Source organism: Soonwooa sp. (genome assembly GCF_032062245.1).
Classification (GTDB): domain Bacteria; phylum Bacteroidota; class Bacteroidia; order Flavobacteriales; family Weeksellaceae; genus Soonwooa.
In genome coordinates this window covers 148056-170458 of sequence record NZ_DAMBQF010000003.1, presented here as the reverse complement: position 1 = coordinate 170458, position 22403 = coordinate 148056, and the positions used below count along the sequence as shown (strand labels likewise).

At 34.4% G+C, this 22403-nt stretch carries 19 protein-coding genes and 1 tRNA gene; 8 read left to right on the top strand and 12 right to left on the bottom strand.

Annotated features, from left to right (window positions below; translation table 11 throughout):
• Positions 1-6 precede the first annotated feature (6 nt).
• Positions 7-441 carry a type I restriction enzyme HsdR N-terminal domain-containing protein gene (locus RT037_RS03575; RefSeq protein ID WP_313028214.1) on the top strand — a complete coding sequence of 145 codons (435 nt, stop codon included), beginning with the start codon at positions 7-9 and terminating at the stop codon, positions 439-441.
• Positions 442-466: 25 nt separating this feature from the next.
• Positions 467-2950: a hypothetical protein gene (locus tag RT037_RS03570; protein ID WP_313028213.1), complete on the top strand. Its 2484-nt coding sequence runs from the start codon at positions 467-469 to the stop codon at positions 2948-2950.
• A 36-nt stretch (positions 2951-2986) separates the two neighbouring features.
• Here RT037_RS03570 and RT037_RS03565 read toward each other — a convergent pair whose 3' ends face one another.
• The 3 genes from RT037_RS03565 to RT037_RS03555 all read right to left on the bottom strand — a co-directional run bounded on the left by RT037_RS03565 (position 2987) and on the right by RT037_RS03555 (position 5077).
• A complete protein-coding gene (locus tag RT037_RS03565; protein WP_313028210.1) occupies positions 2987-4015 on the bottom strand; it encodes a WYL domain-containing protein in 1029 nt (342 codons plus the stop codon).
• A gap of 10 nt (positions 4016-4025) precedes the next feature.
• On the bottom strand, positions 4026-4508 hold the full coding sequence (locus tag RT037_RS03560; RefSeq protein WP_313028208.1) for a hypothetical protein: 483 nt from the start codon (positions 4506-4508) through the stop codon (positions 4026-4028).
• 134 nt (positions 4509-4642) lie between these two features.
• Complete coding sequence (locus tag RT037_RS03555) at positions 4643-5077, bottom strand: cold shock domain-containing protein (RefSeq protein WP_079667966.1); 435 nt, start codon at positions 5075-5077, stop codon at positions 4643-4645.
• Between the two features lie 671 nt (positions 5078-5748).
• On the opposite strand from RT037_RS03555, the gene RT037_RS03550 reads away from it, so the two are divergent.
• Positions 5749-5878: transfer RNA gene (locus RT037_RS03550), tRNA-OTHER, on the top strand.
• 103 nt (positions 5879-5981) lie between these two features.
• A complete protein-coding gene (locus tag RT037_RS03545; RefSeq protein ID WP_312324421.1) occupies positions 5982-7370 on the top strand; it encodes a TROVE domain-containing protein in 1389 nt (462 codons plus the stop codon).
• A 51-nt stretch (positions 7371-7421) separates the two neighbouring features.
• Here RT037_RS03545 and RT037_RS03540 read toward each other — a convergent pair whose 3' ends face one another.
• From RT037_RS03540 to rpsO, 5 genes are all read right to left on the bottom strand, one after another.
• Positions 7422-7766: a TfoX/Sxy family protein gene (locus RT037_RS03540; RefSeq protein WP_312324424.1), complete on the bottom strand. Its 345-nt coding sequence runs from the start codon at positions 7764-7766 to the stop codon at positions 7422-7424.
• Positions 7767-7786: 20 nt separating this feature from the next.
• Positions 7787-8455: an ankyrin repeat domain-containing protein gene (locus tag RT037_RS03535; RefSeq protein WP_313028206.1), complete on the bottom strand. Its 669-nt coding sequence runs from the start codon at positions 8453-8455 to the stop codon at positions 7787-7789.
• 92 nt (positions 8456-8547) lie between these two features.
• Positions 8548-10737 carry a polyribonucleotide nucleotidyltransferase gene (locus RT037_RS03530; RefSeq protein WP_313028204.1) on the bottom strand — a complete coding sequence of 730 codons (2190 nt, stop codon included), beginning with the start codon at positions 10735-10737 and terminating at the stop codon, positions 8548-8550.
• A 190-nt stretch (positions 10738-10927) separates the two neighbouring features.
• Complete coding sequence (locus RT037_RS03525; protein ID WP_313028202.1) at positions 10928-11527, bottom strand: DUF1003 domain-containing protein; 600 nt, start codon at positions 11525-11527, stop codon at positions 10928-10930.
• Between the two features lie 105 nt (positions 11528-11632).
• Positions 11633-11902 (bottom strand): 30S ribosomal protein S15, encoded by a 270-nt coding sequence (gene rpsO / locus RT037_RS03520; protein ID WP_079667866.1) that lies wholly within the window; start codon positions 11900-11902, stop codon positions 11633-11635.
• A gap of 161 nt (positions 11903-12063) precedes the next feature.
• On the opposite strand from rpsO, the gene RT037_RS03515 reads away from it, so the two are divergent.
• Entirely contained in the window at positions 12064-12603 is a 540-nt protein-coding gene (locus tag RT037_RS03515; RefSeq protein ID WP_313028199.1) for an AraC family transcriptional regulator, read from the top strand.
• Between the two features lie 97 nt (positions 12604-12700).
• Here RT037_RS03515 and RT037_RS03510 read toward each other — a convergent pair whose 3' ends face one another.
• A complete protein-coding gene (locus RT037_RS03510; protein ID WP_312324252.1) occupies positions 12701-13807 on the bottom strand; it encodes a M14 family zinc carboxypeptidase in 1107 nt (368 codons plus the stop codon).
• A 594-nt stretch (positions 13808-14401) separates the two neighbouring features.
• On the opposite strand from RT037_RS03510, the gene RT037_RS03505 reads away from it, so the two are divergent.
• A complete protein-coding gene (locus tag RT037_RS03505; RefSeq protein ID WP_313028196.1) occupies positions 14402-14905 on the top strand; it encodes a helix-turn-helix transcriptional regulator in 504 nt (167 codons plus the stop codon).
• Positions 14906-14941: 36 nt separating this feature from the next.
• A complete protein-coding gene (locus RT037_RS03500; protein WP_313028193.1) occupies positions 14942-15991 on the top strand; it encodes an alpha/beta hydrolase in 1050 nt (349 codons plus the stop codon).
• 31 nt (positions 15992-16022) lie between these two features.
• On the opposite strand, the gene RT037_RS03495 is transcribed toward RT037_RS03500, so the two are convergent.
• From RT037_RS03495 to polA, 3 genes are all read right to left on the bottom strand, one after another.
• Positions 16023-16763 (bottom strand): dienelactone hydrolase family protein, encoded by a 741-nt coding sequence (locus RT037_RS03495; RefSeq protein WP_313028191.1) that lies wholly within the window; start codon positions 16761-16763, stop codon positions 16023-16025.
• Between the two features lie 89 nt (positions 16764-16852).
• Entirely contained in the window at positions 16853-17896 is a 1044-nt protein-coding gene (locus tag RT037_RS03490; RefSeq protein WP_313028189.1) for a M28 family metallopeptidase, read from the bottom strand.
• Between the two features lie 30 nt (positions 17897-17926).
• Positions 17927-20740 carry a DNA polymerase I gene (gene polA / locus RT037_RS03485; RefSeq protein WP_313028188.1) on the bottom strand — a complete coding sequence of 938 codons (2814 nt, stop codon included), beginning with the start codon at positions 20738-20740 and terminating at the stop codon, positions 17927-17929.
• A gap of 123 nt (positions 20741-20863) precedes the next feature.
• On the opposite strand from polA, the gene RT037_RS03480 reads away from it, so the two are divergent.
• Positions 20864-22348, top strand: a complete 1485-nt coding sequence (locus RT037_RS03480) for an SUMF1/EgtB/PvdO family nonheme iron enzyme (RefSeq protein ID WP_312322816.1) — start codon at positions 20864-20866, stop codon at positions 22346-22348.
• The last annotated feature ends 55 nt before the right edge of the window (positions 22349-22403 follow it).

Here is a 22403-nt window from a genome sequence, read left to right as displayed (position 1 = left end):
GACTTTATGCAACTACCTAAACTAAACTTCAATACCGAATTTGACTTGAAAATCAAGCAAGACAAAGATACATTATTTATTTATGATTCGGTGCGTAAGATGTGGTTGGTATTGACGCCGGAAGAATGGGTGCGACAACATTGGGTTGCTTATTTTCTGAAAATTAAGAAGAAAAATGCGTCATCTCTTATTTTGGAACAAAAATTGGAACTCAATTCTACGACCAAGCGCCTAGATATGCTGATTACGCATCGTACAAAAGCACAAATTTTAGTGGAATTGAAAGCGCCAAATATCAACTTGACCGAAAAGCAATTTGAGCAAATTGCACGGTACAATTCTGTTATCCAAGCACCAGAAATCATCTTGTCCAACGGCTTACATCACATTTATGCAAAATATCTGGATGGACAATATCGATTTGAAGCTTTTGAATTTTAATTATCTTTGAACAAAAACGCAATAGATGGAAACTAAAAAGACATCAAAAAGAAAGAAAATAATTGTAACAAGTATTTCTGTTCTATTGTTACTTTTGGTAGCTTTTCCTTTTCTGCTCAACATTTATCTGAAAAGCAAACTTCCGGATTTAGTCAACGAAAAAACACCTTATCATGTTGATATGGCTCAATTTAATTTTGATTTAATTTCGGGAAATCTCCTTATTAACGATGTTAAAATAAAAACTAAAAATCCTAAAGATACCGCCGTTACACAATTATCTGGAACAATTGGCGAATTACAGGTTGCTGATTTTGGTGTTTTCAAAGCGCTGTTTTCTAAAACTTATAAAGCGAAACTTGTTAAAATTAAAAACCCAAACTTGGATATTCGGTTTGCAAAAAAGAAAAAAGATGCTGCAAAAAATAACGAAAAACCAGACATTTTCCTCAGCGAATTGCTAATCGAAAATGGTGAGCTAAAAGCTGTCAATCATGAAGGTAAATCGGTTTTTAATGGTAACAAAATTAATGTTGATCTTCAAGATATTGATCTCAATAATGATGACAATACGCGTCTGCCGATTGGTTTTAAAAAATTGAGCATTCATACAGAAAATCTTATTGTCACAGTTAACGATTATTATCAAATTCTGGCTGATAAAGTTAACACATTTGATAAGGAAATAGCCATCCAAAATCTGCATCTTAACCCAACGCAATTGCCATCAGACTACAATGCGAAAAGTGTTTTCGATTTTAAAGCTAAAAATTTTACAGCGTCTAATCTCAACATTAACCGTGACTCGCTAATCGCTGAAAGCACTTTAATTGACGAGCCAAATTTGACGATAACTTCGACCAACAAAAAGATTGTAAAAGACAATCCTAAAGAAATGAATCTCAAAATTGCGTTAAAGGATATCAATCTCAAAAACGGGAAATTATTGGTGCAAAAATCCGATAAAACGAAGAGCGCTTCTGCTGATAAATTCAATATTAATATTACAAAAATTGTATTTGATAAAAACACAGTTAAAGAAAAAATCCCTTTCAAATTTGATCAGCATAATATTGATGTTTCTAAAATCTATTTCCGAGTAAACAATAACCAAGAAGTGCGTATTGGTCATGTTTTCACGAAAGATGCTAATCTTGCAGTAGACAGCATTCAGCTAGCGAAATTAGGTACAAATTTGAATCAAAATCTTTGGTCAGGTTTTATTAAAAAAGTCAATATTCAGAATATTAAGCCAAAATTTGAGGGTCAAAAAATTAATTTAAATTTGAATGCAATGACGGTTGATGATGCAAGAGTTGCCATGATTTCTAAAACCCATAAAGCTGCAAAAAAACCAGACCGAAAAAATTCAGATTTAAACTTAAATATTGGAGCTATAAAACTGAATAATGCCAACTTTCAACAACTAACAAGTAGTGGGCAGCAGAAAGCTACAGTTGCAAGTATTAATGCGATTTTCAATAATTTTAAAATCAATGAAACCACTTTAAAATCCAAGACCGCATTTACGATTGCTAATCATAATATCAAAACGGGAGAAATCTTTGTCGATGCTGGTAAATATTATACGCTGCGCATTAAAAATCTTGAAAATAGTGATAAAATTAGTAGCATCAAAAATCTAGCATTTAAATCTAAATATAATCGTAAAGAGTTTTCTAGGATTATTTCGAAACAAGAAGACTTATACGATGTTACAGCAAATAGCATTCAGATTTTTGATCGCGTGTCACTATTCGAAAATCATGACCAGATTCTTTTAAACAAAGTTGTACTAGATGGTGTTAAATGTAGTATTTTTCATGATTTGGCGCCACCAGAAGACAAAACTGCCAGAACAATGTTTAATGAAAAGCTGAGAAATATTAAGGTGCCTTTGTTTGTTAACAATGTTGAGCTTCGTAATTCTTATATTTCTTACGAAGAAGATGCGGTTAATAATAACAAACCTGGCAAATTATTCATGGATGCTTTTAATGCTACTATCAAAAATGTTGGGAACGGAAAAGTAAAAGGTACGTCAAGTGTCGTGGCTGTTGATGCAGGTTTTAAGTTTTTTGGGACTGCTCCTACAAAGGTTAATTGGACTTTTGATGTGTTAAATAAAATGGACAATTTTAAGATCAATGGGAAAATTGAAGATCTTTCTGCCAACGAAGTCAATCTTTTTGTTAGACCTTATCTTAATCTAACTTTGGACGGTGAAATCAATTATTTGAAATTCAATTATTTCGGAAACAAAAATGTCATTAAAGGTGATTTCTTCCTAAATCATCACAATATTAAAGTTAACTTCCTCAACAAAAAAGGAGAAAAACGCAAATTCTTGAGCAAAGCTGTCAATATTCTAGTGAAAAGCGACGCAAAGGGAGGTGGTAAAAATGTACAAATCCAAAAAGAAAGAGATGCCGATCGTTCGTTCTTCAACATGCTGTGGAAAGGTATTATGGAAGGATTAAAGAAAACTTTAATCTCAGAGAAAATTTAAATTTACAACTAGAAATTTGATATATTTTCTTGTAAATTAAGGATTCTCAGCATTGTTAGTTTTATTATAAAATGTGTAGTTTTTTGCTGCAAGTCTTAAAGTTTTTTCCATTCTTTCACGCAATTTCAACGGTTTTAGAACGGTTAAGAACTCTCCCATCCCGAGGATCATTCTTTCTAGCTCAAAATTAAGCTGAACACAGATTCTAAAAGTTGTTCCGTTTTCATCTTCATTCAAAATCTGTTGACTGTGATGGAAAGGCTTTGTTTTGACATAAGGCGCCTGTTTTTTGGAAACAAAAAAATCTACATTTCGTGGACTCTGCGTTTCGGAAACTGTTGCCCCAATGACTTCTCCAAAATAACGATCAGCATCCAAATTGTAATCGATGTAAGTTGAGTTTTCATCGACCGCAATTTCCTGCATTCTGTCCAAAGCCAAATTGTAAAGCTTCCCTTTGTGCAGACAAATCAAAAACCAACGATTGTTATATTCTTTCAACAATTGTGGATGAACAGTCATTTTTTGCACTTCTCGAGCTGTAAAACTTTGATACAAAATTCGTATAACTTGCTTATTGAGAATCGCTTGATACAAAACATCAATATACTCTAAACCTTTTAAGCGCTCATTTTTATCAAGATGAATAATCGATTTTTGTTGCGTAACTTGTATAGAATCTTCCAATTTCTGGATTATCCCATTCATTTCCTTGAACATCGAAAAATCTTTAAACTGCTTCAAAATTTGAACAGCGTCAGTCATTGCTTTCAAATCGCTTTCTGTAACCGAAATATTATGAATACTGTATTCTGGGTCGCTATAACGATAGTATTTTCGCTCGTAAACTTCGATAGGCGCTTCATAACCAAATTTTTCGCTGCGCATATTCTGCAAATCCATTTGTATAGTTCGTTTGCTAACAAAAGATTCTTTGCCTTCAAACTCGAACAAAGCTTCGGAACACTCATCGATTAAATCGTCAAGCGAATACTTTTTATACATATTCTTCAAGCATTTATCGAGGGTTTTGTACCGAATTAAGGCGTTTTTATTAGAAGACATTTAATTAGTATTAGTGGTTGGAGATATTAAGTAGTTCTTTTTGTTCTTTTGTAAGTCCCTTAAATCTTATTTCCAAAGTCATTGAGGGAAAATTCTCATCGCTTAATTTGATAAGTAGATCTCGATCAATATAATTATGGATTGTTCTTACTATTGGAAATTCTGCTTTAGGAAATAACTTTTTATGTTCTATTTTATTCTTAGAAACAACAAAGACTGTTTTACAAATTTTCAAATTAAAGAGCTTGTAGTAGCCGCAAATTAAAAAAGCACCATCAAAAATATATAAATCGGCTCTATTAAAAAGGTAATTCGTATTTCTACTTCCAAAAACAAGAGTCGTGCATTGAGTACCAATAATTTTCTTCAGTTCCTGAGTTCTTGATAGCTCGTTTATAACTTCAATGGAATTATGAAAAGCTTTTGACCTTTCATGAAAGAAAAAAACACTTAATACTATTAGAATTAAAACAATGAAAAGATAAAATGTCATGGAAAATTTATACTTAACATTATAAAAATACAAAATTAAAATATCTACGCAACATCAATGCGCAATAAATTTCCGAGTACAAAAAAAGCTTGTCTCTTTTCGAAACAAGCTTAGATATTATAGAGAAGTAAAGATTACTTCACTATTTTAATATTGACTGCTGAAAAACCTTTTGGAGATTTTTCTTTCTCGTAAGTTACTTTGTGACCTTTTTTCAATTCTTCTTCCGAGTTGTTGATGTGGAAAAAGATGTTTTCTTTCGATCCATTTTCTGTGATAAAACCATAGCCTTTATCACTCAAGAATGTAATAATTCCTGTGATTTCTGTATCGTCCACCTCAATTGGAGCTGCACCTAACTGAATATCGTCTAGGTCAATTTCAATTTTTTCACGTTGGTCTGGTGGCGTGCTTGTCAATTGACCAAACTCGTCCACGTACATAAACATTTCGTCAAGCGCTTTACCTTTGTTGTTATCAGATTTGCGCTCTTCACGGCGTGCCGCTTTTTCTTTTTGTTTCTGTTGTTTCTTTTTAAAGTTTTCTTTTTTTGAGAAAGAATCTGCCATAAATATTTTTAAATTTTATTTTATTGTTACTAAATTACACGTTATATTGAGTTCAATTTTCGGTAAAAACCTACTTTAATTGACCTCTTCATTTTTTGAGAATCCCGAGAGATTTCTCTTCTGTTTGTCGTAGTTTGTATTTAAGTTGCTGGTGAAAGCAGCGAAAAACTGAAAGTAATGAATATAATAAACTCTTCTAAGTTTACGAAAAACAAGTGCTTTCTTTACTAATGCGGTACAAAGATACGATAAAAGAAATTAATATAGTCTATAACTCCTATTTCTAAAATCTGATGATAGTTTCCATGGTTAGAATTATATATTGATTAAATGTTTTTAGTCCTTATTCTTTTGTCTTGAAACAAAAGAACTAAAAATTCAAGACTTGGAAATTCCCGCTAAAATTCTGAATATTTTCCTAAAATCTCCAAAACTCGGGCAGAAGAAAAGATTTGACATATCAAGATAAATTTCCCCCCTTCAAACCGTGGAGATTTTTTTACGGAAATTCTTCAAAATTTCTTGACGCTTCCATTTCCGAGGTCGAATTAATGACACCCAAAAATTTTAACCTCAACAATAAATTAGAATCATTTTGAAATATTTTAAAATATTTTTTACTACGCAAATAGATTGCGCACTAAGGCAATTACTTTGCATCATCAAACAAGGAGATTGTAGTTCAGTTGGTAGAGCAACGTAAAACGCTTTATTAAGTTTGAACCTTTTCAAATAGGTGTGATAGTAAAGTTACTTCGATTATTAATCCGTGTGTCGCAGGTTCGAGTCCAGCCAATCTCCCAAATTGGAAGCGGTGTGAGGATACTGGTTACTTCGTTCAATGGAAAAAAACACCATATTCAGATTTAACCGCTTCTTATTTTTAATTTTAAAAAAGAAAAAAATGTCAAAATTCAACTTAAAAAAATCAATTTTCGGAACGGGAAAAATTGCAGGTGCAACCACCGCAAAAGCTGGAAAATATACAGATTACGAGTTGTTAAGACGTGTAACGCTTGCCAATCTTTTATTTGAATCCAATTACTATCAACCTGCCGACGAAATTATGACGCAGATTGAAAATTTGTGTTCAAAAGTTTCGGGTGAGCAAATTGTAGAATTGGCTTTGGAATGTCGTTTTGAACAAAAATTGCGACACACACCGCTTTGGTTACTGATTTTAGCCAATGAAATTCACGATACGCCTGTGAAAGACGCAATTGCGAAAATTTCGAATCGACCGGATATGACCATGGATCTTTTGCAAATGTTGAAGGTGAGAAATGGTTCTTACAAAATGTCGAAATCCGTGAAAAAAGGCTTGGCTAGAGCTTTTGATAATTATGATGAATATCAAATTTCAAAATACAAAAAAAACAATTTAGACTTATCTTTAGTTGATGTTGTGAATTTGGTTCACCCAAAACCAACGGCAAAAAATGAAGCGGCTTTAAAAGCTTTAATTAATGACGAATTGAAACCTGCAAACACGTGGGAAGTTGCTTTATCACAAGGTTCTGACAAAAAAGAAACCTTCGAAAGAATGATTTCTGAAAAAAGTTTGGGTTCCTTAGCGATTTTGCGAAATCTTAGGAATATGATTGAAACGAATCTTTCTCGAAAAGATATTCAAAATGCGATTTCTCAAGTGAACAGCGGTTGGTTGACGCCTTTGAACTTTTTGGCTGCGCAAAGAAATGCACCAGAATTTACTTCGGATATTGACAAAGCGATGAGAAACTGTTTTTCTCAAGAGAAAATCTCAGGAACAACCATTCTTGCCATCGATGTTTCGGGAAGTATGGGCGGAATTACAAGTTCTAATTTAAAATTTTCGAGAATGGATTTGGCTTTTGCGATGGCAGCTGTTGGAACTTATGTTTTTGAAGTTTTAATCTTGGTTTTCACAGCAGGTAGCGATGCAGAACGTAAAGGTGCGCATCTCGTTTGGAAAAACGGTTATGGGCTTGGACTTTTCGATCATTTTAATGATATTTATGGGAGTTTAGGCGGCGGTGGAATTTTCACTTACCAACTTTGCGAATGGCTGAAAGACGAAGGTTATGCAAAAGATGCGGATCGATTAGTGGTTATTTCTGATAGCCAAGATATCGACGCACATTACGGTTCGGCAAAAATCCCTGACACAAAACCGTATAAATCGTCATATATTATTGATATTTCGTCGCACACACATGGAATAAAAACCAATCATTGGATCGCGGAAATCAACGGTTGGAGTGATAAAGTTTTTCAATACATTCGCGCGTTGGAAAAGGATTTGAATTCATAATAAATTCAAGAATTTAATATGAATCCACCTCGATTTGAGGTGGATTTTTTTTTATTTCATTTTTGATTTTGCAGCTATTTTGTTGAAATCTAAACTAATTTTCATCCAATAATTAAAATCTTTGGCTTTTCTAAAACCTTCTGGCTCAACATAACAAAATCCATCCATTTGTTTTCCCTTCATAATCATTGGAAGGAAGCCAACTTTTCTGGAAACTTGCTCTTCTAAATCCGGATTATAACGCAGCATTAAATTTTCGCCACTCACATTGACGCACATTTTATCGTCAACCAGAAAAGCCAAACCGCCAAACATCTTCTTTTCTGCAATATTTAGATTTGGGATTTTCGCGAGATATTCACGTATGCGGTCTGCAAGCTCAATATTGTACGCCATAAGATTTTTATTAAAGTAGTTTACGATCCCAAAATAGCAACAATCTCTTTGAAGCCCATCTCTTTTGCATGTTGTAGAGCGGTAATTCCATCTTTATCTGGAATTGATAAATCCGCTTTATTATCTTTTAAAATCTGAATGATTTCTTGATATTTTTTACTTCCGTTTCCGAGAACAACCGCTTCCATTAATGCTGTCCAACCCAGTCGATTTACATGATTGATTGGAAAATCTTTTGTCGTCGCTAATACTTTTACCGTTTCTACATGACCGCGTTCACATGCTAGAATTAAAGCCGTTCCATTGATTCGATTAAAAACATCGAATTTTGCTCCATTTGCTAGGAATAATTTCACCAATTCGGTTTGTCCGCTCGCTCCAGCGTAAAGAAAAGCGCTATCCAAATTTTCCGCTTGTAAATTGACATCTGCTTTGTTAGAAACCAATAATTTCGCCATTTCAGTTTGTTGATTAAGCGTCGCAATTAACAATAACGACTGTCCGTTTTTGTTGTGGGTATTTACATTTGCGCCTTTTTCCAAAGCAGATTTTACGGCTTCAATTTTATTATTTTGAACTAAATTTACGATATCGCTTTGTTGCATAACATTTTCTGTTTGAGAATTTTTAAAATCTGATGAACAAGCATTGACATTTGCGAAAGAGAGAAGAAAAAGTAAGGTTTTCATAGACTCTGTTTTAAATCTAAATTACTCCGAAGATAAGGAAAACCAAAAAACCACCTCAATTTGAGGTGGTTTCGTATTTATATTAAGCTAAATTAAGCTTGTTCTGCTGGTTTGTCTCCTTCTGGTTTTGGAGCGTCGCCTTCAGTCCTTGGCTTTTGTTCTGGCTTTGGAGGTCTTGGAAGAAGAACTTTTCTTGAAAGTTTCATTTTCTTACGATCATCGTAACCCATGAATTTCACTTCAACTTCGTCGCCTTCAGCATAAGGAACTTTATCCAAACGCTTCCACTCGATTTCTGAAATATGTAATAGACCTTCTGTCCCTTTTGCAATCGCTACGAAAGCGCCAAAATCCATTACTTTCACTACTTTTCCTTTGTAAACTTCGCCTACAACTGGTACGAAAGTAATTTCGTTGATTTTTGCAACCGCCGCGTTGATTTTCTCTCTATCAACACCAGAAATTTCGATACGTCCGATTTCACCAATTTCTTCAATTGCGATAACGGTATCCGTATCTTTTTGCATTTGCTGAATGATTTTTCCTCCAGGTCCGATTACCGCACCAATAAAGTCTTTAGGAATTTCCATCATCACCATTTTCGGAGCGTGAGGCTTCACGTCTTCTCTTGGCTCAGCAATTGTTTCTTTGATTTTTCCTAAAATATGTAATCTTCCGTCTTTTGCTTGCATTAAAGCTTGCTCCATGATGTCCATAGAAAGACCTTGGATTTTGATATCCATTTGACAAGCCGTTATTCCGTCCTCAGTTCCTGTTACTTTGAAGTCCATATCACCTAAGTGATCTTCGTCTCCTAAGATATCAGAAAGAACGGTGAATTTTCCTGATTTTTCATCAGTAATCAATCCCATTGCGATACCAGAAACTGGTTTTTTAATTTGAACTCCCGCATCCATCAAAGCCAATGTTCCAGCGCAAACTGTTGCCATTGAAGATGAACCGTTAGATTCTAAAATATCAGAAACTACACGAATCGTGTACGGATTTTCTTCAGGAATCATGTTTGCTAAAGCTCTTTGAGCCAAGTTTCCGTGTCCAACTTCTCTTCTTGAAGTTCCTCTTAATGGTCGCGCTTCACCTGTTGAAAATGGTGGGAAATTATAATGCAAGAAGAATTTTTCGTCGTGGTTGGTAACAACGCTGTCTACCATATTTGCATCTTTAATCGAACCTAAAGTTACTGCTGTTAAAGATTGCGTTTCACCTCTTGTGAAGATTGCAGAACCGTGCGCTCCAGGCAAATAATCGATTTCTGACCAAATTGGACGAATCGTTTGAGGATCACGACCATCAAGACGAACTTTTTCGTTCAAAATCATTTGGCGCATCGCTTCTTTTTCCACATCGTGGTAATATACTTTTGCGAAAGGTGTTACTCTTTCTAGCTCTTCTTCATCTGTGTACTGAGCTAAGAAATCAGCTAAAACAGCTTTGAAAGCTTCACCTCTTTCTTCTTTTGCAGAAGGAGTTTTTGCAACTTCGTATACTTTATCGTATGTTTCTTTCCATACTTTTTCACGAATTTCTTCATCGTGAGTTTCGTGGTTGTATTCTCTTTTTGGGAAAGCTTTACCAACTTTTTGTGCCAATCTTTCTTGAGCCTCAATTTGATTAATGATTTCTTTGTGCGCGAATTGGATAGCTTCCAACATTTCTTGCTCAGAAATTTCTTTCATTTCTCCCTCTACCATTACGATAGAAGATTTTGTAGCTCCAACCATAATGTCCAATTCAGATTTTTCTAAATCTTCATATTTAGGGTTGATAGCTAATTTTCCGTCGATTTTTACCACTCTAACTTCAGACATTGGACCGTTGAAAGGAATATCTGTAATCGCGATAGCTGTGGAAGCCGCTAAACCAGCTAAATCATCAGGAATTGTTTGTCCATCGTAAGAAATTAGGGAAATCATCACCTGAACTTCCGCGTGGAAATCTTCAGGGAATAAAGGTCTCAAAACTCTGTCAACCAAACGCATCGTCAAGATTTCTTGATCAGATGGTCTTGCTTCTCTACGGAAGAAGTTTCCAGGGATTTTTCCACCTGCGTAGAATTTTTCTCTATAATCTACTGTTAAAGGCAAAAAGTCAACGCCAGGATTTGCTTCTTTATTTGCTACAACGGTAGCCATAAGCATTGTTCCTCCTAATTTTACTACAACAGATCCGTCGGCTTGTTTTGCCAACTTACCTGTTTCTAGAGTAATTTCTCTGCCGTCAGCTAGAGTAATCAGCTCAGTGATTGCTTGTGGTGCACTCATAAAAAATGTCTTTTGTACTCCGTATTGAGTACGTTAAATTATTTAAACTTTTTAAATTTTCGTGGGCAAAGATACGGAATTTGAGCGGAAGTTGGTTGGTTTTGGTTGATGGAGTGTCCTTTTAATAATAATGAAATGTAAAAATTGAATTTGAAAGTTTAAATTTTAAGTCAAAACAAAAAAAGAAGACCTACTTGCCTTCTTCTTTTTCCTTTTCTTTAATTCTGTCGATGAGACTTTCAAGTTCCGAAATTTTATCTCTTAATTGTTTTATTTCGTAACGATTAGATGAGACTTTGCTTTTTAACATGACAGTTCTAGCACGTTCGCCGTGATCTTCATCTTCTTCATCTTCATTAATTTCCTCAATATCTTCTTGGATTTCGTCGATATCTTCATTAATCTCCTCGATGTCTTCACTGATATCTTCTATATCTTCGCTAATTTCCTCGATATCTTCACTAATCTCTTCAATATCTTCTTGGATTTCGTCGATATCTTCCTGAATTTCTTCAACATCTTCTCTCAGAACCTCAATATGTTCACTACTTTTATTAACAGACATCTGAATAAAAATCGCTAAATAAATCGCTTCTAAAGACAATAAAGTTGTTAATACCAACAACATGTGATCCCAATCTACAAGACCAATTATCGGTAATGCGAAACATACAATAAAGAAAATAGTATGCACAACCAAAGATGGTATCGATCCAATCCACCACATAATGCCATTAGCAATCTTCTCTAAAGCGCTTAGTTTTTCTTGATTTTCATCCGTTAATTTCATGCTTCTTATTTTTCTATTTGCAAATTTAAAGATTCTTATTAAAACTATGTATCAACAAAAAAGCAACTCTTTGGGAGTTGCTTTATGTTTTTTCTTAGCAAGAAATTATTTTCTAATTCCAAGTTCAGCGATAATCGCTCTATATCTTGCGATCTCAACTTTCTTAAGATAATCTAATAATCTTTTTCTCTTACCTACCAACATCACTAGAGAACGCTCTGTGTTGTAATCTTTGTGATTAGCTTTAAGGTGTTGAGATAAATGATTAATTCTGTAAGTGAACAATGCAATTTGTCCTTCTGCGCTACCAGTATCTGTAGCTGACTTACCATGCTTTGCGAAAATTTCCGCTTTTTTTTCTGCTGTTAAATACATTCCAATATTGTTTAATGATTATTATGTAATTCGGGTGCAAATATACAACTTATTTTAGTTTTGACGACATTAGTTTTAATTTATTTAAAAAATAAGATTCTATTGACTAACTTTACCATCACAATAATATAAGAAAGCTCATGCAAGTCTTCATCAAAAATATGGTTTGTAATCGCTGTATATCGGCGGTTGAAGGAATTTTTAATCAATTAGAAATTTCCATAGATGATATTAAATTAGGTGAAGTAAATACGAAAAATTCTATTTCGGATGAGGAATTATCACTTTTGGAAACCAATTTAAAAGATCTTGGGTTTGAAAGAATTAGAGATTCTGCACATCAATTGAACGATAAAATAAAGACTTTTATAATTCAAAAAATATCGGATTTGGATATTAGCGAAAACTTTGTCCTTTCTGAATTTTTAAGCAATAATTTACATAAAGATTATTCTGCACTTTCTAAGAATTTTTCTCAAAATGAAAATTTTACTTTAGAACAATATTTTATCCTTCAAAAAATTGAAAAAGTAAAAGAACTCCTCCTCTACAACGAATTAACATTAACGGAAATCGCAGGAAAGCTAGGTTACAAAAGTGTTCAACATCTTTCGACACAGTTTAAAAACAATACAGGTTTCACACCAACCGAGCTTAAAAAAGCCAAAGACCATAATCGTATAGCGTTGGATGAATTATAATCAATTACTGGTATTAGATTTCAAACACCAATTGGGTTCGTAAAAAACTAAATTTACTATTGATTTTATTCTCCAAAAATTTCATCAAATTATTCGTTTATTCCATCCTAAAATTAATCTCTGCATCTAACTTTGGAAATTTATAGTCCGAAACGAAATTTTTCCCAGTACAATCTATTTCTTTCCAACCTTTTTTACGACCCAAATCTCCGATTTCAACAACATAAGGCACAAGCTTTATATTTTTGATTTCTTCATCGAAAATTTCTTTATATTGTACCGCAACATCTAACACGCAGTCAAAATTGGTATTAAGCTTTACATTGCGATAAATAATGTCAAAATGACTTTCTTTATTCTCAGGAATGCTAAAATAAGTTTCATAACCAATAGAATCGCCTCGCAAAACTGCCATCGCTTTTAGAGCGTAAAACAAAGCATAGGTATAGAATTTTCGTGTTTTTTCGCGACCATAATCGTCTGGATAAAATCCACCTTCAAATAAAATAGTCGGAATGCCTGATTTCATAAGATTATCTCCCGCGGATGTTGGATAAAACTCATCATTATAACGCGCTATTTGTTTAGGCAAAAAGTTTTGCATTTGGATAAATATTCCAGCAATAATTGCCATACTTTTTTTACGATTCTCTGTCAAACTTCTGTCAATATCTTCTGATGGCGCAAGGAAAGATAAGGTGGCAGGCATATCATCACTTGCCGAAAATATGGTGCGTTGATCATGAAGATTAAGCGCATAATCATACTTCTTAGCCTTGATAAAGTCTTTAAGAAGACGAAGCTCTATACTCGATTCTTTCAAAAAATCACGATTGATATCGATATCAAATGCATTGCGACGCGTCCAGATTTCGGAACCATCAGGATTTAGCATGAAGATAAAATCTAAAGTTAAAGCCGAAAACAACTTTTGCTTAACCTGATCATTCTCTTTAAAGAATTCTAAAAGATCCAACATCGCCAATGTAGCAGTTGATTCGTTACCATGCATTTGCGACCAAGCAGCAACCTTTACAGGTCCATTTCCTAAACTCAGTTTATAAATTGGTTTCCCTAAAGATGATTTTCCGATTTCAGAAATGTAATCGCTGAGATTGTCCTGTAGGTAAGAAAATAATTTTTCAGGGGAAACATATCGTTCTGAGAAATTTTGGTTTTTAACGTATTGAAAGACTCCAGCCATTTATTAACAATTTAAGTTTGTCAAAAATAATGATTTCAAATGAAAACTTACCTGTTTACAAATGTAATTTCATTAAACATTTACACATGCCATTTTGTCTGTTAATTTTAATGTTGATTACATTTATTATAATATATAATCATAATTATTTCAAAATCACATTGTAATAACATTTATATAAAGTTAAATTATAAACCTACTTTAAGTATTTAAATTTAGATTTATCCCCAATTAAGGAAGAATTTACCAAACAATGACAATGTGGATAATGTATTGTTAATTAAATAAATATACATTAGTAAACTACTAGAATTTTAATGGAAATGTCATAAGTTGACTTTAAAATAGCCATAACTATATATCAATAAACTATTTAATTTAATCTGTAATAGTTTCTAGATATTATCTAATATTATAATTTAATAATGTAAACTGAAATTTTCATAACATATAATTCACAAAAAGAGCTTACTAACATTATAAATAACTGATTAACAATATTATTAACATTAATTTACATTTGTACATTTTTGCGATATACTTTTGTTAATTTGAACGCTTTTACAGTTCTAAAACATTTATTACATTTGTAACATGGAAATAAATGAGAGAATCTCCATCATTATGGAGCATTTTAATATAACACCTTCGGAGTTTGCAGAAAAAGTCGATGTGCAACGTTCGAGCATTTCGCACATCACTTCGGGACGTAACAAACCATCTTTGGAATTTATCACTAAAGTCAAAAACGCCTTCCCAGACATAGAATGGGATTGGTTGATCAATAGTAATGGACCTATGATAAAACCAAAAATCGAAATTGTTGAGGAAAAACCCGAAGCCAAGAAGCTTCCCCTACCCGACCTCTTCTCTATTATAGAAGATGAAAGTTTTGGTCAAGAAAATTCCGAAAACAAATTGCTCAAAAAGACTAATCGTTCAGAACCGATTGTTTCTGCTCCTATTAAAGAAGAAAAAAAAATAATCGATTCTCAGCCATTAGAGAATTTTCCAATTCCGCAAGGAAAAACAACAAAAAAAGTAAAGCGCGTTATTCTTTTTTTTGAAGACGGAACTTTTGAAGCTTTTGAAAATTAATTTTTGTTAGGCATGAATTTTGAAAAAGAGAATGTCATGAAAAACTCATTTTATTTTCTCATTATCCTCTTCGCACTAAGCTCGTGTGGCGCTATACATAATACTCCAAAATCGCAAACGCCCAATAAAATCGAAAGCTCTAGCATGGCTTATTCCTTCGTGGATCAAAACGGAAATTTCTATCCAGATAATTGGAGTTCGCAATATGGAAAACCTCCTAAAAATGCGAAAAGCAAAGAGTTTTCTTTAAAAAAATTAGCGAGTGAAAAAGGCAAAGAAATAGAACTTTCGGCTTCTGAAAAAACCAAAATCGCACAAGTCGCCAATAGTGGAAAAAACAAGAATCGAATTTTCGTTTTTGTTCATGGTTTTAATGCAAGTTCGGAGGAAGTTACGAAGAGTTATAGAGCGATAAAATCGCAACTTAATACAACAAACAAAGATCAAATTATCAATTTCTACTGGGACGGATTGGTGGCGCAGTCGATGTTTGGGGCAGGTAAAATTTGGTTTAACGCCACTAACAACAGTCAAATGGCTGGAGAATTTGGACTTAGACGACTTCTTAATTCTTATCAAAACAAAGACATTTATATTATTTCGCACAGTCGTGGTGCATCGGTTGTTCTTAGTTCTTTAAGCAATCCACCTTTTAGTAAACGTGAAATCGAGGATCGAAAAGACGACCACAATGTTGATATCGACAACGATTCCAAAATATTGCAAGAGAAAAACAACAGTATCTATTGTATCATGTTGGCGCCAGCGATTGGGACAAAAGATTTCAAATCGGAAGATCTAAAATCGGGCGAGGACAGCTACCGCGAATTCAGTCCGCAACTGAAAAAAGTGCATATTACAATTAATAATACAGATCCTACTTTGAAGAAGTTTTTAGGCTTTTTATCGGACAAACTAAAACCGACCGATTTGGGCTATAAATCAGACGCTTTTGATGCTTTGAAGGAACATTATGACTTCTTAGAGAAAACGGATTTTAGCGGTCAAAAATCACATAATTTTGATGTTTATATTCGGAATCCGAAGTTCAAAGTTATTTTAAAAGAATTCAATATTGCGAAATAAAAAAAGCCTTGAGATTTTCAAGGCTTTTTTGTTATTTAAGAATTTCCGCTAAAAAAATCAAAGTATGTTTCCAAGCACGTTTTGCCATAATTTCGTTATAGTCAGGCGATTCTGGATTTGTAAATGTGTGCCCAGAATTTGCATAAGTAATAATTTGCCAATCCGCTTTTCCTTCATTCATTTCTTTAATTAAATTATCATAATCATCTTTAGTCACACTTTTATCATCAGCAGGATTTTCGACTAGAATTTTTGTTTTAATCAAAGAATTTGGACGCGATTTATCTTTCGCCAAATCACCGTGAATACTCACAACACCTTCAACAGGAAAGCCAGCTCTCGCCAGTTCTAAAGCACCAGTTCCACCAAAACAATAGCCAATAACAGCAATCTTTTTAGGATCAGCATTTTGTTTGATTAAGGCTTCTAACGCCAAATTGATGCGATTTTGGTAAGCTTTGTAATCCGTTTTATACGACGTTGCGATTTTTGACGCTTCTTCGTTGGTCTTCGGGATGTAACCTTCTCCATAAATGTCGGCGATTAAAGCAATGTAACCTTCTTTTTGAAGATCAAGCGCCGCTTGTTTTGCTTCGTTATCAATACCTTTCCAAGCAGGTAAAATAAGAACTGCTGGACGTTTTTGGTTGGTATTATCCGTTACCAAAGCATTTAACTTTTGTGAGCCATCTTTATAAGCAACATTTTTGAGTGTTTGTGCAGAAATATTTGTCATCATAACTAAACTCAAAATTGCAATTATCTTTTTCATATTCAAAATTTTAGGTGTTTTTAAAATTAATCATTTTTAAAATAATTAAACAAAAAAAACAATTCCAAATCTGAAACTGTTTTAATAATTTATCTTGTATTTTTTCCGTCAACTTTGATTCGTTCTGGACGATTCGCCAACTCCCAAGCCGTTGTGAAAACCAATTGTGTTCTCTTATGCAACAACGGATAGTCGATTCTGTCCGGCGTATCTGTTGGTTTGTGATAATCCTCGTGGATGCCATCAAAGAAAAATGCAATTGGCACATTATGCTTTGCAAAATTATAATGATCTGACCTGTAATACAATCTGTCCGGATCGTTAGGATCATCGTATTTATAATTCAGGATTAAGTTATGAGTGTCTTTGTTAGCTTGTTCGTTAATTTTTTTTAATTCTGTACTTAACATTTCAGAACCGATAACGTACACATATTGCTTACCTCTATTTTCGGCATCATCGCGACCAATCATATCAATATTAAGGTTAGCAACAGTATTTTCTAATGGGAAAACTGGGTTTTTAGAATAAAAATCAGAACCCCAAAGTCCGTGCTCCTCACCTGTTACGTGTAAAAACAAAATAGAACGTTTTGGACCGTAACCCGCTTTTTTAGCTTTTTGAAAAGCCTCTGCAATTTCCATAACAGCTACCGTTCCGCTACCGTCATCATCTGCGCCATTGTATACAACACCGTTTTTAGTACCGATATGATCGTAATGTGCAGAGATCACGATAAGCTCCTCTGGTTTTTCGCTACCTTCAATATAAGCAAGAATATTTTCTGACTCTGGAAGTTGACCGTTACGCGTTTTCATAAACTCCGACGGCACTGTTTGATAATAAGAACCTAAAGCTTTTGGAAACGAAACGCCATAACTTTTGTATTGGCTAATCATGTATTCGCCAGCTTTCTTTTGACCTTTAGTTCCCGTGTCACGACCTTCCATCTCGTCCGATGCAATGATGTAAAGATTCTTTTTAAGATCCTCAACCGTGATGCTGTTATAGGCTTTTTTGAATCCATCACCATTCACCGCGTAATTCTTGCTACCAGTGACATTAGAACTTGTGCCACAACTTTGCACAAAAGCAGCAACTGCGACAAGTCCTAAATACTTTAAATTCTTCATATAGTTTATTTTTTGCTTTTTTAAAATTTTTTAATGCGCTTCTAGCCAATTGTCACCAACACCAACCTCCACTGTCAAAGGTACTTTTGTTGAATAAGCCGACTCCATCGCATCTTTAATAATTGTCGAAACCTCATCAACCTCATCCAATGGCGCTTCGAAAATTAATTCGTCATGGACCTGAAGTAACATCTTGGTTTTCAATTGTTTTTCGGTCAAAATGTTATCAATTTTAATCATTGCTAATTTAATAATATCAGCTGCACTTCCTTGGATTGGTGCGTTAACGGCATTACGTTCCGCATGACCTTTCACTACAAAATTACTAGAATTAATGTCTTTAAGATGTCGTTTTCTTCCCAACATTGTTACAACGTAACCGTTTTTTCTTGCATTTTCGACTTGTTCGGACATATATTCTTTAAGTCTCGGATAAGTTTGGAAATAGGCATCAATCATTGCTTTAGCGTCTGATCTCGACATTCCTGTTTGCTCGGCAAGTCCAAACGCACCTTGACCATATATAATTCCGAAGTTGACACTTTTCGCTTGAGAACGTTGCGTTTTGCTAACTTCTTCAATCGAAATTTTAAACAATTTTGCAGCTGTTGCCGCGTGAATATCTTCTCCATTTTGGAACGCTTCAATCATATTAAGCTCTTCCGAAATCTCTGCAATAAGGCGCAATTCTATTTGCGAATAATCGGCAGAAATAATTTTGCAACCTTCATCTGCCACAAAAGCCCCACGAATTTGCTGTCCACGAAGCGTACGAATCGGAATATTCTGTAAGTTAGGATTAACACTCGCCAAACGTCCAGTCGCTGCCACCGTTTGTGCGTAAGTCGTATGCACACGATCGTCAATTGGATCAATCTGGTTAGGAAGTGCGTCTACATACGTTGACTTCAGTTTTTGAAGCTGACGATAATCGAGGATTAAAGCAATAATTTCGTGTTTTGAAGCCAACTTTTGTAACACATCTTCCGATGTTGCGTATTGTCCAGTCTTAGTTTTTTTAGCTTTTGGATCAAGTTTTAATTTTTCAAATAAAATCTCTCCCAATTGTTTAGGAGAATTCATATTAAATTCTTCCTCAGACAATTCAAAGATTTTGGTTTCCAGATTTCGAAGGTCGTTTTCTAGATCGCCACTTTCTTTTTTAAGCCATTCAGAATCGAGTTTAACACCAATTAATTCCATTTTTGCAAGAACCAACATCAAAGGCATTTCAATATTATTAAAAACCTCTTCTAAGTTTTCTTTAATTAATTGCGGAGCAAAAAGTTGATACAATTGGAAAGTAATATCGGCATCTTCCGCAGCGTAGGCGGTTTGTTCCTCCAAACTAACACCTCGTAAAGTCAACTGATTTTTACCTTTTTTACCAATTAAAATTTCGATCGGAATTGGTGTATAATTAAGGTACATTTCGGATAAATAATCCATACCATGTCGACCATCAGGATTCAGCAAATAATGCGCAATCATCGTATCGTACATCGGACCTTTGACTTCGATATTGTAATTTTTTAATACTTTAAAATCGTATTTAAGATTATGAGCAATTTTTAGAACTTTTTCATCTTCAAAAAATGGTCGGAAAATTTCAACAATTTCTTGTGCTTTTTCTTGATCTTCAGGAATCGGAATATAATACGCCAATCCAGCTTTGTATGAGAAACTTATCCCAATAAGTTGCGCCTCTAACTCGTTAAGCGACGTTGCTTCTGTATCAAAACAAACCGCAGACTGCGCTAACAAATTGTTAAGCAAAATTCGCATCGCTTTCGGCTGATCTACAAATTGATAAAGATGATCTTTTTCTTTAATATTCGATTTGGAAGACGTGGCTTCATTTAACTCTTCAAAATTGGCGAAAAGATCAAGTTGTGTAGTTTGGGGTTTTGCTGAAGTCGAAGTTTTAACCTCAGAAACTTCTGCAGGAGCAACAGTTTCTGTTGAGAAACTTCTGTAAAGATTCTCGTACAAGCGACGGAATTCTAATTCTTCAAAAATCTCTTTAACCTTCTCAAAATCAGGTGTTTCGAGGTCGTAATCTTCTTCTTTAAAATCAATCGGGGCATCACAAAGAATCGTCGCAAGCTTTTTTGACAACAAGCCTCGCTCGGCACTAGCTTCAACTTTTTCTTTTAATTTACCTTTTAACTCGTTGGTGTGCGCCAAAAGATTCTCCATAGAACCATATTCTTTAATGAATTTCTTAGCGGTCTTTTCGCCAACACCTTCCAAGCCAGGAATATTATCAACGGCATCGCCCATCATCCCAAGATAATCTATAATCTGTTTGGGATCGTCAACTTCATATTTAGTTTTAACTTCTTCAACACCTAAAATCTCAACATCGCCACCTTTTAATCCTGGTTTATAAATTTTAACCTTATCCGTCACCAACTGCGCAAAATCCTTATCTGGTGTTACCATAAAAACATTATAACCTTTGTCCGAAGCTTTACACGACAAAGTCCCGATCACATCATCCGCTTCATAACCTTCCACTCCCAAAATCGGAATGTGCATCGCTTCAAGAATCTGATGAATATAAGGTTTTGCAAGAATAATCGCTTCTGGTGTTTCGGCTCTGTTGGCTTTGTAATCGCTATAATCATCGTGTCGAACATTAGTTCTTCCAACGTCAAAAACCACCGCTAGATGGCTAGGACGCTCTCTTTTAATAAGCTCTATCAAAGAGTTGGTAAATCCGAAAATAGCTGATGTATCCAAACCTTTTGTGGAAAGTCTCGGATTCTTTATAAATGCATAATAACCACGAAAAATCATCGCATAAGCATCGATTAAGAAAAGTCTTTTGTCTGTTGTCATAGCAACAAAAGTAATGAAAATTGAAAATTCAAACAACGATTATTAAAAATACGGCAAATGTCTTATTTCACAATAATCATGTTTAAAATAGATTTGCTAATAAATAATACAAAATTAATTTACATGAAAACAAAAATTTACTTTAGAAAAATTGCATTTGTTGCAATGAGTTTGTTTGCTTCATCATCTTATGCAAACAATTTGAAAATCACAGGAACAACAATTGATTCCAGTGCAGGAACTGTTACCTTTAATATACAATGGGACAACAGTTGGAAAACTAATATAGCACCAAGTAATTACGACGCTGTTTGGGTATTCATTAAGTATCAAGATTGTTCTGATAAACTTTGGAAACATGCTAACCTAAGTTCAACGTCATCAGATCATTCGACCACATCTTTATTAAAAATAGATGCGGTAACCGATGGTAAAGGTGTATTCATCTACAGAAATGCAAATGGTGGTGGTAATATACCATCAACAAGTATTACCTTAAAAATGAATGTTGCTTCAGCCAACTATGAAAATTATAACTTTAAGGTTTCGGGAATTGAAATGGTGAATATTCCTCAAGGTTCATTTTGGATAGGTGACACTACAAATATTGGATTTGGTGTAAGCAGCAGTACTCCTGCATACACCTACCAAGTGACAAGTGAAAATTCTAATCTAGCAGCAGGCTCTATCGGAACAGGTAATACAGCCGGAAGTAATTTTCCGAAAGGTTATAAGAGTTTTTATTCTATGAAATACGAAATTACTCAAGAGCAATATGTAGAATTTTTAAACACATTAACATATAAGCAACAAGCGAGACGATCAATTGCTAGTCCAGATTCTGCAGCTAATACTTTTGCATTTAATAGTACTTATGGTAATGGTGTGAAAATAAAAACACCTGGTAATAATGCATCTATCCCAGCCGTATATGGTTGCGACCTTGTGACGGGAGACTTTGATGATTTAAATGATGGACAAAACAATGCCATGAATTGGTTAAACTGGGAAGATGTAAAAGCCTATCTAGACTGGTCTGCCTTACGACCAATGACCGAAATAGAATTTGAAAAAATATGTCGAGGACCACTAGATCCTGTTGCTGGAGAATATGTATGGGGAACAACAACAATTAATAATGTTATTGCAAGTGGTGTCATTAATGCAGGAACGGGAAATGAAGGATACAATTCTGTTGCAGATGGTAGAGCAAATTATGGTGTTTACCCAACCTCATACACAAAACCTACAAAAGTTGGCTTTACAGCAACTAACTCATCTGGTAGAGCTTCTGCATCAGCATCATACTATGGTGTTATGGAAATGGGAGGAAATGTCACTGAGATGACAATTACAGCTAAAGCAACTGCAGCCAATTTTATCAACAAAACAGGTGATGGTAACCTATCAGAACTTGCAGCAACAGCAGGAGATGCAGATATTACAGAATGGCCTGATACAACTGGTACAATTATGAGAGGAGGCAGCCTAGGAGGTAGCGAAACTTGGAATTACAATGGTGCTTCCCTTGTTCGTACATCCGACAGAAATGGAGGTGCAGTAGGTACTACACGTTATCAAGGTTATGGTGGTCGCGGTGTAAGATAATTACTTCTAATTTGACTGAGTGGAAAACACTCTAATAAATAAACAATAACTAACA